Origin of the sequence: Psychrobacter pacificensis, from assembly GCF_900101915.1 — a bacterium.
Taxonomy (GTDB): domain Bacteria; phylum Pseudomonadota; class Gammaproteobacteria; order Pseudomonadales; family Moraxellaceae; genus Psychrobacter; species Psychrobacter pacificensis.
In genome coordinates, this window is record NZ_FNAL01000004.1 from 144,784 (window position 1) to 161,030 (window position 16,247).

10 protein-coding genes are annotated in these 16,247 nt (G+C 41.0%); 5 read left to right on the forward strand and 5 right to left on the reverse strand.

Annotated features, from left to right (window positions below; translation table 11 throughout):
• Positions 1–213 precede the first annotated feature (213 nt).
• Both BLR43_RS03955 and BLR43_RS03960 read left to right on the forward strand, forming a co-directional pair.
• A complete protein-coding gene (locus BLR43_RS03955) occupies positions 214–1,524 on the forward strand; it encodes a Y-family DNA polymerase (protein WP_093068969.1) in 1,311 nt (436 codons plus the stop codon).
• 16 nt (positions 1,525–1,540) lie between these two features.
• A complete protein-coding gene (locus BLR43_RS03960) occupies positions 1,541–1,966 on the forward strand; it encodes a LexA family protein (protein WP_093068970.1) in 426 nt (141 codons plus the stop codon).
• Between the two features lie 368 nt (positions 1,967–2,334).
• On the opposite strand, the gene BLR43_RS03965 is transcribed toward BLR43_RS03960, so the two are convergent.
• On the reverse strand, positions 2,335–3,354 hold the full coding sequence (locus tag BLR43_RS03965) for an AraC family transcriptional regulator (RefSeq protein WP_093068971.1): 1,020 nt from the start codon (positions 3,352–3,354) through the stop codon (positions 2,335–2,337).
• A gap of 173 nt (positions 3,355–3,527) precedes the next feature.
• Here BLR43_RS03965 and BLR43_RS03970 point away from each other — a divergent pair, with 173 nt between their 5' ends.
• The 3 genes from BLR43_RS03970 to BLR43_RS03980 all read left to right on the forward strand — a co-directional run bounded on the left by BLR43_RS03970 (position 3,528) and on the right by BLR43_RS03980 (position 8,799).
• Entirely contained in the window at positions 3,528–4,961 is a 1,434-nt protein-coding gene (locus BLR43_RS03970; protein WP_093068974.1) for a coniferyl aldehyde dehydrogenase, read from the forward strand.
• 110 nt (positions 4,962–5,071) lie between these two features.
• Positions 5,072–6,832 (forward strand): GMC oxidoreductase, encoded by a 1,761-nt coding sequence (locus BLR43_RS03975; protein ID WP_093068975.1) that lies wholly within the window; start codon positions 5,072–5,074, stop codon positions 6,830–6,832.
• Positions 6,832–8,799, forward strand: coding sequence for an alkyl/aryl-sulfatase (locus BLR43_RS03980; protein WP_093068976.1), 1,968 nt, complete (start codon positions 6,832–6,834; stop codon positions 8,797–8,799). The genes BLR43_RS03975 and BLR43_RS03980 overlap by 1 nt, the downstream gene beginning before the upstream one ends.
• Positions 8,800–9,049: 250 nt before the next feature.
• On the opposite strand, the gene BLR43_RS03985 is transcribed toward BLR43_RS03980, so the two are convergent.
• The 4 genes from BLR43_RS03985 to BLR43_RS04000 are packed head-to-tail and all read right to left on the reverse strand — an operon-like array spanning position 9,050 to position 16,061.
• The gene (locus tag BLR43_RS03985) at positions 9,050–12,151 is read right to left on the reverse strand and encodes an HsdR family type I site-specific deoxyribonuclease (protein WP_093068977.1); all 3,102 of its coding nucleotides are present in this window, start codon (positions 12,149–12,151) and stop codon (positions 9,050–9,052) included.
• A complete protein-coding gene (locus BLR43_RS03990) occupies positions 12,144–13,316 on the reverse strand; it encodes an AAA family ATPase (RefSeq protein ID WP_093068978.1) in 1,173 nt (390 codons plus the stop codon). Before BLR43_RS03990 ends, BLR43_RS03985 begins: the two co-directional genes overlap by 8 nt.
• A 1-nt stretch (position 13,317) precedes the next feature.
• Positions 13,318–14,505 carry a restriction endonuclease subunit S gene (locus tag BLR43_RS03995; protein ID WP_093068979.1) on the reverse strand — a complete coding sequence of 396 codons (1,188 nt, stop codon included), beginning with the start codon at positions 14,503–14,505 and terminating at the stop codon, positions 13,318–13,320.
• Positions 14,502–16,061 carry a type I restriction-modification system subunit M gene (locus tag BLR43_RS04000; RefSeq protein ID WP_093068985.1) on the reverse strand — a complete coding sequence of 520 codons (1,560 nt, stop codon included), beginning with the start codon at positions 16,059–16,061 and terminating at the stop codon, positions 14,502–14,504. The genes BLR43_RS03995 and BLR43_RS04000 overlap by 4 nt, the downstream gene beginning before the upstream one ends.
• Between the last annotated feature and the right edge of the window lie 186 nt (positions 16,062–16,247).

Consider the following 16,247-nt stretch of genomic DNA (forward strand, 5'->3'; position numbering starts at 1 on the left):
TTGATTCTATTCAATGTTAAGTATAATTACTAGTAAGAAGTCTATTATTTTGCAATTTTTATTCAAAACCTTCACGACAACCATCGTCGTCTACCCTTTATTCGCTCTTGAATTTTTAAGCTCGCTATCTCTACAATCAAAGACATCTCTGATCACGTAAATACTCGTGATTGGTTATGCCTTTTTTTATACCATCCACCTACTGAGACAGTCATGTATGCGCTTGTTGATTGCAATAGCTTTTATGCCAACTGTGAGAAGCTCTTTCGCCCTGACCTAAGAGGTAAGGCGGTAGTAGTGCTCTCCAATAACGATGGCTGCGTGGTGGCGCGATCACCTGAGGCAAAGCAGCTCGGTATCAAGATGGGTGTGCCGTACTTTCAGGTTAAAGAGTTCTGCGAGAAGAACGACGTTACCGTCTTTAGTTCTAACTACACCCTGTATGCTGATATGTCTCATAGAGTCATGAGTACCCTTGAGAAACTATGCCCTACCGTTGAAGTGTATTCTATCGATGAAGCCTTTTTATACTTAGCCGATTATCCTACTGCAATGACTGATCTTAATGCGTATGGCACTAAGCTGAAAGCTATCGTCGAGCAGTACACCGGCATTCCAGTATGTGTGGGTATGGGCAGTACTAAGACCATGGCAAAGCTTGCCAATTACGCTGCTAAGAAGCACCCCGCCACTAAAGGCGTCTGCGTGCTAGATAATCTTCGATGGATCAGACGTATCATGCAGATCACCGATGTTGGTGAAGTATGGGGCGTCGGTCGTCGCTATAAAGTCAGACTCAATCAGATGGGTATTCATACGGTTTATCAGCTCGCCATCTGCGAACCTGCCAAAATAAGACAGCACTTCGGGGTGGTACTCGAGCGCACCTGCTTAGAGCTTAATGGTCAAAGCTGTCTTGGTATTGAGGCGGTAGAGGCTAAGAAGCAGATTATCTCTTCTCGCTCTTTCTCCACTCGCATTAGCTGCCCCGATGAGCTGAGTCAAGCAGTCTGTAGTCATGCGGCAAAAGCGGCAAACAAACTACGCAAACAAGACAGCGTCTGTCATTACTTAAGCGTCTTTGCTAAGAATAGCCCGTTTAGTCAAACAGAGAGTTATACCTCTATATCCGGACAATGTCAGTTTATAACCCCAACCGCTGATACTAGAGTGATGGTAGCCGCTGCTCGGCAGATACTGACTCAGATCTTTAAAAAAGATGTTCGCTACGCCAAAGCTGGCGTCATGCTGTTTGATATCTGCCAGCACCATGAAGTACAGCCTGACTTGTTTGCAGACGATAGTAGCGACAATCAAACCAACCAACAAAGTACCTCAAAGAGCGCAGAGGTTATTGCCGTTATGGATCAGCTTAATAAAAGATATGGTCAAAACAGTAATCAGCAGTCTGCTGTGTTTATCGCAAGCGAAGGCATTAAAGATAAGCAGTCATGGCAAATGAGCCGGGACATGCTATCGCCTTGCTATACCACAAATATTAACCAATTACCCAAAGTAGATTAAACCAGAGGTGGACTCAATGACGGTTAAGATAATAGGAAGGCTCACCGATGAAGGTGAGACGGTATTGCTCTCGCTTTATAGTGATAGAGTCAAAGCAGGCTTTCCAAGCCCAGCAACAGACTACGTGCAAAACCGCATTGATCTAAACACGCTGCTTATTCACAGTCCAACGACAACCTACTTGGTAGAGGTGGAAGGCGATAGCATGATCGATATTGGTATCTACCCCAATGATATCTTGATTGTGGATCGCTCATTAAGCGCTAGAAATAAAGACATTGTTATTGCACTAGTCGATGACGGCTTTACCGCCAAGCAGCTGATACTCGGTGAGCATATTATCTTACGAGCTCATAATGAGAACTATGCAGATATCGTGGTGAAAGGGTCACTGGAATTGTTTGGGGTGGTGGTGAGTAGTGTTAGGCGGTTTAAGAGGTGAGGTCTATGCAAACAATAATACGACTAATGAAGTCCCTTTAATATCTTGTAATAGGAAACTTTAATAGATCTGAGATCTGATCTTTATGTTTTTTAATAGAGCACAATTTAAACAAATGATAGTGTGGATAGCTAGCGAAATAGCATCATGGATTAATGAAAAAATTGAAGCAAGATCTGCTCAGTCAGTGGATAGCCGTATTACCTAAAAGTGAGACGGATAGTAATTTAATGTATTTATTCATTATATCAATAGCGCTAACTTACTTTTTGTCAGTGATATTTGTAACAATTTTTTAAAGTTGATAGATAAGACTTAAGACACTCAGTTAGCTTAGCAGTCTAACTAAAGGATTAAGCTACAATGGACTACGTTACTAACTCCTTAGAACTATTCATCCATTCTGTTGGCGTCATACCGAACCAAGTTTTAAATTGTCGGCTAAATATAGAGAGCTCAGCGTAACCCAACTGATAAGCGACATCCGTTAAGCTAATACTGTCAGTACTCATGATTCTTAAGGCTTCTTTTTTTCTTACCTCTTCTAACAACTCTCTATAAGTTGTCCCTTCGCTTTTCAGCTGGCGTTGGACTTTTTTTGGGTGCTGTCCTACGCATAATGCAACATTTGCCATACTACAATCAGCAGTAGCCAGTAGCATCTTCATAGAGCTTTCTATTAAAAACATGCCGCCGCGCGCAGTGGTATTACTTTCATTCTCTAACTGCTGCACAATAAGCTGATTTACCAAATCGTCTTCAGAGTAGTAGGGTTTATAGCTTAAATAAACAGTAGAAAAATATATCGCATTCTTTTCGCTATTGAATTCGACCGGGCACCGTAATATGTCGATCAATAACTGTTTTGATTGAGGCGATGGATTTTGTTTTAATTTTATTTTTTCTGGACGCCATGTTGGGCTAATTAAATCTGTTAGAACATTGCAAATCAAACATATAGACAGCTGTGATTTCTGCGCTCTATCTATATTCTGTGTGTTTTGACGTACGACATCAAGCTCGCACAATTTATCAGAGACCTCATTTACTTGAAAGATAAAACTTTCAGCATGAATATAAATATATTTTTGTGCCACAAGTAAAGCTTGCGCTATGTCTCGTTGTTTGGACATATAGACACCAATTAATCCTATCGTCTGGATACTCTGCTTAGCCCCAAGCTTTAAACCGAAGCACTCCTCATTACAGACAATACCTGCTAGCTCTAATAAATTAGTATATCTATCATGATCAATCAGAGAGTTTGGTTCGCGTATCATAGACGGTTTTAAGCCTACTTTATCTAAAATATTTATAGGATCCTGTCCATAGCTACGGACCAATTCTTCAAAACCATTTAGACTTGCCACTCTGATGTAACTACCCATACTATTCTCAATTTTGTCTCAAATTATTAAATCAATGTCCTACATAATCAATTTTTTGTCCTAAAATGTCAAGAAGTTATGAGAAAACCTTGTTAAAGTAAAATGTATAAAGATTCAATTTAGCTATTAAAGCCTTGTGAATCATCATGATAGCAGTGGAAAAGGGATTTTTTATGAAAACCAACTTTGATTTTATAGACTTAGAGGATCAACTACACGGCTGCCTACAACAGCAGAAAAACTATGCAGAAGCACAAGGTATCGAAAGTATTGCGGTTAGAAAAGAATATTTGTTGAGTTTAAAAGCTATCATTAACGATCACCGTGAAGCTTTGATTGAGGCTATCAATCAAGACTATGGTAATCGTTCAAGACATGAGACCTTGTTAGCCGAAATTATTACCGCAACAGATGATATAAATAGCAGTATCAAAAATCTAAAAAAATGGACGAAGGTACAAAAGCGTAAAGTAGATATGAGTATGTACTTTGGCGCAAAAAACCGTCTGATTCCGCAGCCTTTAGGGGTGGTAGGTTTAATCGTGCCATGGAACTTTCCTATCAATTTACTATTTTCTCAGCTGTCAGCCGTTTTTGCCGCAGGTAATAAAGCAATGGTGAAACTGTCTGAGAACTCACGTCACCTAGCCGCTTTATTGATTCAATTGATTCCACAGTATTTTGAACCTGAAAAATTACAGATCTTTGATGAAACGGGCGGGGTAGGTGTTGCTTTTTCTAAGCTGCCTTTCGATCATCTGATGTTTACAGGCTCTGGCGCGACTGGTAAAAAAGTCATGGCAGCAGCGGCAGAGAATTTAACAGCAGTTACTTTAGAGCTAGGTGGCAAATCACCTGCAGTTATTGATCCCAATTATTCTTTGGCAAAAGCAGTCGAGCGCATCATGTTCGTCAAGCAGTTCAATGCGGGACAAATCTGTACCAATATTGATTATTTATTTGTACATGAGTCACAAAAAAATCGCTTTATCCAAGCGACTAGCGAATGGGTGGCACAGCATGTCCCTGATATTCATCATAAAGACTATACCTCAATCATTGATGATTGCGCGTTTCAGCGTTTGGTTCATTGCGTAGAGGAAGCGCAAAATAAGGGCGCCACAGTAATCAATTTAAATAATCAACAAGCGGATGCCGCAGCCCGTAAATTTCCGCTGACTTTGATTTTTGATAGTACTGATGCGATGGAAATAGACACTCGAGAAACCTTTGGACCGATTTTGATGATTAAGACTTATGACCAACCTGAAGAAGTCGTTCGTTACATCGCTCAGCGCGATCGTCCATTGGCGTTCTATCCATTTAGTAAAGATAAAGCTTTAGTGAATTACTATATCAATCATGTGATGTCTGGCGGCGTGTCGGTAAATGATGCTTTATTTCATGTAGGACAGCACGATTTGCCGTTTGGCGGGGTTGGCGCTAGCGGTATGGGGCATTATCACGGTTATGAAGGGTTTTTGAACTTCTCAAAGATGCGGCCTGTGTTTTATCAAGCTAATTTCTCAAGCTTAAAATTTTTGGCGCCGCCCTACGGCAATTTCGCTGATCGAGTACTGAACTTTTTGGCTCGTGTTAAATCCTAATTTTTAACCGCAGCGCTCGACTATAGTCCTATATTTTAAACTTCAAATCGTTAAAAAAGTATCTGTATGAGCTGAATGATAAAACGCAAACTATTAAAGGAGTTAATAGCATGTTAAATAAGGATATTCAATCACAGTCAGAACCACATTTTGACTTTGATCAAATTATTATTGGTTCAGGTTTTGGTGGTTCGGTTAGTGCACTGCGCCTAAGTGAGAAAGGTAATAGTGTACTAATCCTTGAAAAAGGAATACGTCGTGAAGATAAGGACTTTCCAAAAACCAATCTCGATACCAAAAACTATCTGTGGGTACCTGAATTAGGTATGCAAGGGACGCTGCAGATGAGTTTTACTAACAAAGTCACTGTCGTACATGGCGTCGGCGTTGGCGGCGGATCACAGATTTATGCCAATGTACATTTTATTCCTGATGATGAAGTTTTTAACTCGAAAGCTTGGACGCGGCTGCGTAGCGATTGGAAAGAGACACTATTGCCGTATTATGGATTGGCACAGCGGATGCTTGGCACGGCCAAAAACACGTATACCAACATTGCTGATGACACCTTACAAGAAGTCGCCCAAGAGATGGGCTACGGTGATAGCTACAAGACAGTCAATACTGGGGTGTTTTTTCCGCTACCAGACGGTGAGAGAGGCAAGATTGTAAAAGACCCTTACTTCAACGGCGATGGTCCAGATCGCCGGACCTGTCAATATTGTGGCAACTGTATCATTGGCTGTCGATATAATTCTAAAAATACTTTGATGAAGAACTATTTGTATTTTGCTGAGCGTAACGGGGTTGAGATACGCCCTAGCTCTGAAGTTGTCAAAATCACCCCGTTAAGCTCTGATGGTAGTGATGGCTATGAGCTTATCGTAAAAGAAACACTGGGTAAAAAAGTACGCCAGTATAAATTACGCAGCCGAGGTGTCGTGGTATCTGGCGGAGTCATGGGGACGGTGCCGCTATTACTCAAAATGCGCGATAAGTATAAAACGCTGCCCAATATTTCATCTGAATTAGGGCAGGAGATTCGTACCAATTCTGAGACCTTAACCACTGCCAATGATACCCGTGAAAAAGTGGACGATGGGGTCGCTATTAGCTCATTTATATCCGTCGATGACAACACCAATATGGAGGTCAATCGTTTTCGAGAAGGCTCAGATGGTACTTGGTTATATGCGCCTTATGTGCCGATGGTCACAGGACCCAGATTCATAAGAATTTTGAAGTTCTTTATAAATACTTTAATCCATCCATTAAAGACGGGCAGAATGCTGCGCCCCAAAGGTAAAGCTCGTAGTTCTATTTTGTTTTTAGTGATGCAAAAGTCTGAGGCTTTTATTCATTTAGAATGGCGGCGCAAATGGTATCGCTTTTTTAAAAATGGCATTACGGCAGTGCAAAAAGCCGATGACGAGCCGTTGACTGTCTCTTTTCCATCAGCTGAAAAAGCCACCCGACTATACGCCAAAAAGCTAGGCGGGGAGCCGGGCTCTGCACTAAGCGAGGTGTTACTAGGGACGCCTATGACAGCGCACGTCATGAGTGGCGTCGCTATGGGTACCGATGCATCTAATGGCGTGGTAGATTTCTCCGGGGAAGTGTTCGGATATAAGAACTTGCGAGTGCTCGATGGATCGATCATTCCAGGGAATTTAGGGGTTAACCCCTCTTTGACCATTACTGCCTTGACGGAGTTTGCTATGAGTCAGATTCCTGTATTTTCGGCAGAAAAAGCCTCTAAAATTAAGCCTATCGATTTCAATGAACCGCTTGCAGGACAAGTCTCTCATATCAAAGGAATAGGAGATTTAGCAAGTGATTTAAATCAGATAAAAGAAAAGGAGTTCGTATAATGATTAAGAAAATTTTGGTAGCCGCAGTTTCGGGTACATTACTAGTAGGTGCAGCGCAAGCAGATGATCGTTTAAGCAGTAAGCCTGCGAGTAAATTTACCACGCAGCAGAACTATGCCGTATTGTCACAACTGCCTTTTAATGATAAACAGGATTTTGAGTTTGCTGCTAAAGGCTTGATTGCAAAGCCTAAGTCGAAACAAATAAAAAATGCTAAAGGCGAGGTTGTCTGGGATTTAGCAAAGTTTGATTTTTTGAATCAAGATAAGTTTATAGCTTCAATTAATCCAAGCTTACAACGCCAAGCTCAGCTCAATATGAATTATGGCCTATTCAAAGTTACAGATCGGATTTATCAAGTTCGTGGTTTCGATCTGACCAATATTACCTATATTAAAGGTGATACAGGCTGGATTATCTTCGATCCACTAACCGTACCAGAGTCTGCAAAAGCCGCTCATGCTTTGGTGACTAAGCATTTGGGAGAGCGTCCTGTCAAAGCCGTGGTATATAGCCATGCTCATGTTGATCATTTTGGCGGCGTAAAAGGCGTCATCAGTCAAGAGCAAGTCGATAATGGTGAAGTACAAGTCATTGCCCCGCGTGATTTTATGGAGCACGTGGTAAAAGAGACGGTACTTGCAGGTAATGCGATGGCGCGGCGTAGCTCGTATCAATATGGCATTATGATGCCTAAGAATAAGTATGGCGTGGTAGATGGTGCATTAGGTAAAGGAGTACCTACGGGTTTAGTTGGTTTGATTACGCCAACTTATATCGTAGAAAAAGATCAGGAGACTTTAAACATTGATGGGGTGGAAATGGTATTTGAAAACGCCCCAAATACCGAGTCACCATCAGAGATGATCACTTGGTTTCCGCAGCTCAAAACCTTATGGATGGCTGAGAACACGGTCGCTGGTATGCACAACTTATATACCATTCGCGGAGCGCAGTCTCGTGATGCTGCGACGTGGAGTAAGAGCATCAATCAAGCGCTACAAACCTATGGGGTCAAAGCAGATGTACTGATGGCTTCTCATCATTGGCCGCGGTGGGGCAAAAACAATATTGTAAAGTATCTAGAAAAGCAGCGTGATATGTATGGCTACCTACATGATCAAAGCCTACATCTGGCTAATAAGGGCGTAACGATTAATGAGATTCATGATCAGTTTAAAATGCCTGAAGCCTTAGATCAAGAATGGTATAACCGTGGTTATCATGGCTCAGTCAGTCACAATGTACGCGGAGTAGTGAACAAGTATATTGGTTACTACGATGGCAATCCAGCTACCCTGAATAAACTTAGCCCAGATGAAGCAGGTAAAAATTATGTTGCGTTAGCAGGCGGTAGTGAAGCTTTATTAAAACAAGCAAAAGCCGCTTTTGATCGTGGTGAGTACCGGTGGGTGGCAGAGCTGATGAATCATTTAGTATTTGCAGAGCCTGACAACATAAAAGCTAAGGCACTGCAGGCAGATACTTTGGAACAACTCGGCTATCAAGCTGAAAACGCAGGCTGGAGAAATGCCTACTTAGCTGCTGCTTATGAATTACGTAATGGCGTTCCTACAAACGTAAAAACCACTACTGCTGGTCCCGATCTAATCACCGCTATGGATACTGAGCTAGTATTTGATTACATGGGTGTGCGCCTAAATGCGGAGCGCGCGCTCGGCAAAGATTTTAAGATTAATGTGGTACTGCCAGATCGCAATGAAAAGATTGCTCTTGAATTAAAAAACTCGCACTTAAATGTGATGGCCGATACGCAAGCTTCCGATGCTGGTTTGACACTCACCTTAAACCGTGAAGATTTGAATACCTTACTGACCAAAACTGGCACGTTCGAATCGTTAATGAAGCGAGGAAAAGTGCAGCATCAAGGCGATTTGAGGTTGATTCAGCAGTTCTTTGGGATGGTAGATGATTTTGAGTATGGGTTTAATCTTGCTACACCTTGATATTAAGGAAATATGCATCAGAGTATCAAAAGCTTTATTAATTAGATGATAAAAAGCCATCAGATGGTAAGGTGTTTTTTAACACAAATTATCTGATGGTTTTATGTATTGTTAATAAAGTATTGCTGTAGAGAAGTGCCTCATACTCGTGTATATAGCTTCGATCGAATGAGGATGAAGGGTTGCTTTTTGGGAGTGCCAGATTATTTAAAAGATAATGAATTGGATAATTGAGACAGTTATACCCTCACTAAACCTGACCGCCCACGCCCTTAAACTTCTCAACTAAGTCTACAATCCTCTGAAACACGCTTTGTTTCTTGGTTAAATACTGTGGATTCAGTGGGCTAAGTTTTGGCAAAATAGCATTCAGCTCTGTCCCGTTTTCGCTAGGATACTCCCGCTTTAGGGAAACACTGATATAACGTTTAGCGGCAGCTAGATTGAGATTTTCATCAACGATTAGCTCTTCAACTTCGCGTTGCTGCTCAGTTTGCGCAAAGGTAAAGAAAGACTCAATGATGCTAGATTTGTCTGGAATCTTATCTAAATTAGTTTGATTAATAAAGTCAACTACTAAGCTTTCTTTAGCACGGTTGCCAATACTAGCTCGAATAAGACGCCGTACTTCCTCCACAAGGGCAGCTTTGTCCTTAGTTTTTTTGTTATGCTCAAAGATTAGCTCTAAAATATAATCAAGATTAATTTCTTGCGACTTGAGCAAATCGACTTCGAAAACTACCTCATCCCAATCAATGTTAGACTCTTGCTGCTCATTACCAGATTTCTCACGGCGTATCCAATCGCGAATATCATTGTAGGTTGAGCGATAGTCCTGCACCGTGCGCTCAGTTGGCACTGTAATGGCTTGCATAGCGGCTAAGTCATCATCCTCAAGATAGTGATCCGCTTTGAATGCGTCTACAGCACTAACGTCGCTCATGTCTAGATCCTGTAATGCCTTTAGACTCTCGAACTCGTCATAGTTTTGTAGTATATTCTCAACACGCAGATATTCACCAAATAACTTCGCAAATTCCTTTTTATCTTTTTCTTTGACGATTTCATCAGGGTTAGGAAAGCGCTGCTCTAGCTCTTTGACCACTTCTAGATAGCCACGTCTTGCCTTACCAGTGACTAAGTCGGTAAAGCCTGCCATGTATTCTTTATAGCTTTTCTCTAATACTACGTTTTTGGTATCGTTATTACCGAATAGAGTAATAGCGTCAATAGTGGCTTTCTCTAAATCGCGAAAGGTGACGATATTGCCAAAGGTTTTCGTGGCATCATAAATTCGATTAGTGCGCGAAAAGGCTTGCATCAAGCCATGATAGCGCAAGTTTTTATCGACGAATAAGGTGTTTAGCGTTGGCGCATCAAAGCCTGTCAAAAACATACCGACGACAATAAGTAAGTCTACTTCTCCGCTTTTGACTCGCTGCGCCAGATCGCGGTAGTAGTTCTGAAAGGACTTACTGTCGACGCCATAGTTAGTCTTAAACAGCGCGTTATAGTCGTTAATGGCAGCACTCAAAAACTCTTTAGCGCTACTATCCATAGCCGATAGCTCAAAGCTTTCATCGACTATCTCACCGATAGCTTGCTGCTCTTCATTAGCGGCAAAAGAGAAGATCGTAGCGATCTTAAGCGGTTTGGCGCTGTCCTGTTGCAATTTACTTAGCATCTCATAATAGGACTTTGCAGCATCGACACTACTGACAGCAAACATGGCATTGAAGCCTTTGCCATTGCCTTGTAGACGATGAGTCTTTTGCCTAAATTTCTTTAGTAGATACTCAGAAACCTCTCTGATACGTTCAGGATGTAGCAGTAGCTGTTTGTTCTCAGCGGCGGTTAGCTTTTGTTCATCGGTCTCGCTCTCGATAGCTGTGAACTGTGGGCGCACGTCGTTATAGTCGACTTTGAATTTGAGCACCTTTTCATCACGGATAGCATCGGTTATCACATAAGAATGTAATTCACGTCCGAAGACGCTAGCAGTAGTCTCGGAGCCCAAAGCGTTCTGCGTAAAAATAGGCGTGCCCGTAAAGCCAAATTGATAGAATTTTTTGAACTTTTTCTTAAGGTTCTTTTGTGCTTCACCAAACTGGCTACGGTGCGCTTCATCAAAGATAAACACCACTTGCTTATTATAGATAGGCAAGTCACTTTCACTCTTAATAAGATTATTAAGCTTTTGGATGGTGGTGACGATGATTTTATTATCGTCCTTGTCCAGATTGCGCTTGAGCCCTGCGGTGCTATCCGATCCGTTGACGCTATCAGGGGAGAAGCGCTGATACTCCTTCATGGTCTGATAATCAAGGTCTTTACGATCTACCACAAAGAAGACTTTTTCGATAAAATCAAGCTCAGTCGCTAGCCGCGCCGCTTTGAAGCTGGTCAAGGTCTTGCCGGAGCCTGTGGTATGCCAGATATAGCCGCCGCTCTCAAGCGTGCTCCATTTTTTGGCTTGATAGCTGCTATTAATCTTCCAGAGGATGCGCTCGGTGGCGGCGATCTGATAAGGGCGCATCACCAATAAGGTGTTACTGATATCGAATACCGAATACTTAAGCAGCACGTTTAGTAGCGTGGTCTTTTGAAAAAAGGTCGCGGTAAAGTCCTTGATGTCTTTGATCAAGGCGTTATCAGACTTCGCCCAATTCATGGTGAAATCAAAGCTGTTTTTATCGCGTTTGGTGGTATTGGCAAAGTAGCGCGTGTCGGTGCCGTTTGAGATCACAAACAGTTGCAAGTATTTAAATAAGGAGTTATCGCTATTGAAGCTCTCTTTGCTATAGCGGTGTACTTGGTTAAATGCTTCACGAATGGCAACACCGCGTTTTTTTAGCTCGACTTGTACCAGTGGCAAACCGTTGACTAAAATGGTGACGTCATAGCGATTAGCATGTGTGCCCGTCTGTGCGAACTGCTTAATCACTTGTACCTTATTATTAGAAATGTGCTTTTTATCAAACAAGTAGATATTCTGAATATGACCATCATCAAAAACAAAATCATGAATATAATCATCATGAATCTTACGAGTTTTGTCCGTGCTATTATCGCTAGGGTTATCTAGGTACTCTCTGACAAAGCGCTGCCACTCCTCATCGGTGAACTGCATGCTATTTAAGCTTTGCAGTTGCACACGGACATTGATGAGCATCTGAGCTTGTGAGGTTAGCTCTGGCAGATACTCATAGCCTTGGCGCTGCAAGTCTTTAATGAGCTCGCGCTCTAGTTCATTTTCGCTTTGATAGGCTTCGCTGACTTGCTGGGCTTTGCTGTACTTATCGAGGACAATGTAATTATTCGATTCGGCGATAGTATTATTATAATTAACCATTTTGCTCTTCCTGTTGCCAGTAGCCGTATTGATTTAAATTGTCAAGCAGCAATTTCACCATAGCTTTTTCTGGTGTGGTTGGCTCTGCCATTTCTTCATTTGATAATGTATTATGTGGATAGAAATTCATAATTCTATTAGCATAAGCTTTTTTATCACCGGGCAATAGATCAGACCATCTATTATAGCCAAGAAAATTAGCCGTTTTTTCGTACAAGTTACGCAGCAGTGCGAAATGATAGCGTTGTACACTATTATCTTTCGTTGCCTGATCTATTAAATTCTTAATATGAAGATGGTATGAAAAACTTTGATTAGAATCACCATATTTTGTTTCGAGTTCGAATTTTCCATCATCTAATCGACTAAGGATGTAGCCAGATTTTGCTTTAATTTCGTTATACAAAACGTTATAGAAAAGAGGGTTGTGAGTGGAGATTATAAATTTAATATTAGACTCGCTGGATTTAATCAGGCATCCTAAATTGACAGCCAGTTGTATCAAATGATTTTCATCTAACGAACTAACTGGGTCATCTATAAATATATATTCTAATTGATTAAACTCATCTGTCACACGATCAGTTAATTCTGCTACGTTTAATACGCTGATTACTTGATCTAGTAAGGTATAAAAAACACTCCAAATGAAATTGCTTTCTTCCCCTTTGGATATTTTGAGATTACCTAAATGATCATTGTTACCACGCTCAAGAGAGAAAGTCACCTCTGAAAATGCTTTAACAGTGATGTCTCGACCATCTTTTTTAGTAATGTACTCCTCATTAAAACGTGGCGTTAATTTATCATTTGTATAGCGTTGAAAGTGCTTGATTATATTACCGTCTTCGCCTAAGTCACTAAGCAACGCTATTAACCAATGAGTATAAGTGTTAGGCTGAATTTTTAGCTTGGGTTCGGTGTCACCTTCCAAATCGTTATCCCAATAAAAAAGGTCTTCAGTAAAAGCATTGTAATAAAGAATTTTTTTACGAGCCAATTCTACTTGTTCTTCATTATTTACCTCAATAATTTTAGGTACGATCAGCTCTTTAAACTCTTTTGAAAGGCGTGTTTTACCAGTGCCATTAAACGCATAAATCAGCTGTACTTTTTTATCAGAGTCTTTAAGTATCTGGGCGATTTCTGTTAATGATTGACTCATATTAGACGTCCTCAGGCTTTGGGAAGCTTAATAAAAGCTCGCGATAATATTCATACTGCTGCTGACGCAGCTCAATCTCACGCGGCAAGCCTTCGGTCAATGAAGTGGTTAAAGCGTCAAATTTGTCTAGAATGTCGACGATGCGTTGTTGTTCGAGTAGGGCAGGAACGGGTATTTTAAAGTTTTTTATAATACTAGAATTAAGGTCACCTCTTGCTCCTTGACCAAGCGCCTTGATGTTCTCATAGTTAAAGCTAATCCAATGAAATACATAACGATATAGAGCTTTTGTGTCATCTATTTCTAAACAACCACAGTGCTGATTTGTCGTTAAGGGTATTTTGTTAATTGCCGACCGACCCGCTGTTGCTCCAGAAATCGCGATTATCACGCAATTTTCTGGAATCCACTTAGCTGATGAGTTTTCTAGTGCAGAAGGTGTTACTTTTATATTTGTCTCTTCAATGTCATTAAATTTGACTTCTTGAGTTCTAAGCCAAGGAATTTCGCCGCCTTCATAGTATTCGGGATTACCAGCTCTTGGAGTTCCACCTGAATACCATTTTTTAGTAACCTCTCCTAAAGTTTTCCATTCGACTTTAATGTTCTTAAACGTGAATAATTGTTCACGATAATAGACATATTGCTGTTGGCGTGCTAATAATTCTGCGGTAAGCTCTGCGGTAAGTGTGGTAAATGTATCTAAAATTTGCACTACTTTATTTTGGACGGCGAGCGGGGGGATAGGAATTAGAAACTTATCTGTATCAGGTGTTGATATTTGAGGCATCTGCATCCTACTACCGAGTTTTTGAAAATATAACTCTTTAGTTTTTAGGTAGTAATAAACATATTTGATGTTTATATTTTCGTTTTTAGAATGATATGACCACATCTCATTCTTATGCGAGAATGGATTAGTATAATATTCAAACCCAATAACGCCACGTGATTTAACAATAATAGACGGTTCTCGATTTACGTTTTTTTCAGGAATATCAGTAAAATTAACCAATGCAAAAGTTTTACCACCAGCGAAAATTTTAAGTGGCGCATTTTCTTTATGCAATTCTTTCATTCTACCAGCTGTAATATTTGTTCCTTTGGTACGAACTAAAGCTTTTCCCAAAGCTTTCCACTCAAACTCAACGCCATCAAGCAATTTTTCTAAATAATTTAAATCACTCATGCTTGAGACTCCGTGCCTTCGATGTCTGCGACGATCACCTCTATATCTTTGCGTAATTGATCAATTCTCGCCACCGTAGTTGCCAGCTCAGCATTGAGGGTATCGATGTCGATAACTTCGCGGGTATCCTCGGCTTCGACATAAACGCTGACGGACAGATTGTAATCTTTAGCAGCGATAGCGCTATTGTCCACGCTGGCGGCGAGATAGTCGGCGTCCTCTTTACTATCAAATAATTCCATAATTTGCGCGATATGCGCGTCAGTTAAGACGTTGGTATTGGTCTCAGATTTAAAGAGCGAGCTAGCATCGATGAACTGGGTCTTGCTCTCAGTTTTATGCTTGGACAGTACCAAGATATTGACTGCGATGGAGGTGCCAAAAAACAGATTGGACGCTAATGATATCACTGTCTCGACATAGTTATTATCGACTAAATACTCCCTAATCTTCTTCTCTGCGCCGCCACGATAAAATATACCGGGAAAGCAGACAATCGCCGCGCGACCTTTGCTCGATAGATAGCTGAGCGCATGTAGCACAAAAGCAAAGTCGGCCTTGGACTTGGGCGCAAGTACCCCCGCTGGCGCAAAACGTTCGTCATTGATCAGCGTCGGATCATCACTACCGATCCACTTGACCGAGTAAGGTGGGTTAGAGACGATAGCATCAAAAGGCTTATCATCCATAAACTGGGGGTTTAATAGCGTATTGCCCAGTTGAATATTGAACTTGTCATAATTGATGTTATGCAAAAACATATTCATCCGCGCGAGGTTATAGGTAGTGTGGTTAATCTCTTGCCCAAAAAAGCCATCTTCGATGATATGCGCGTCAAAGTGTTTTTTGGCTTGAAGCAATAACGAGCCTGAGCCAGCTGCAGGATCATAGATCTTATTGACGGTTTCTTGCTTATGCATCGCTAATTGTGCGATAAGCTTAGAGACGTTTTGTGGCGTAAAAAACTCACCGCCAGACTTGCCTGCGTTGGCTGCATAATTAGAGATCAAAAACTCATAGGCATCACCGAATAGATCGATTTGATTATCTGCGAATTTATTGAAGCTGAGCTTTTCTACCCCTTGTAGCACCTTTGCAAGTCGCGTATTCTTATCCGCTACTGTATTGCCTAGTCTATTGCTAGTGGTATCAAAGTCAGCAAACAAACCCTTGATATCAGACTCAGAAGGATAACCATTGGCTGAGTTTTCAATATCAGCGAAGATAGCTGCTAGATCGGTATTGAGGTTATCATTTTTATGGGCATTGGCAGCGATAGTTGTAAACAGTTGGCTTGGGTAAATAAAATAGCCTTTGGTCTTAATCGCATCATCTTTGATCAGCTCAATGCGTTCATCATCATCAGCGAATGACGCGTAATCAATACTGTCATCATCGCCTTCGATATAGTTGATAAAGTTTTCACTAATAAAACGATAGAACAGTGTGCCCAACACGTACTGCTTAAAATCCCAGCCATCGACTGAGCCACGTACGTCATTAGCGATTTGCCATATCTGGCGTTGAAGTTCGGCACGTTGTTGAGTACTGGTCATCGAAAGTCCTATAATTAACAAATTAATAAGGCAGATAGCATACTATCCGGCTACTCGTTTTGACACCACTTTTTGCTTTTGACAATTAATCTATAAGTAATGACATTATGCAACTGCATTTACATAGAAGATTTAGGTTCTAAAACTTCGTTCGTATTACTGTTAAGTTTATTAGATTTAAATAAT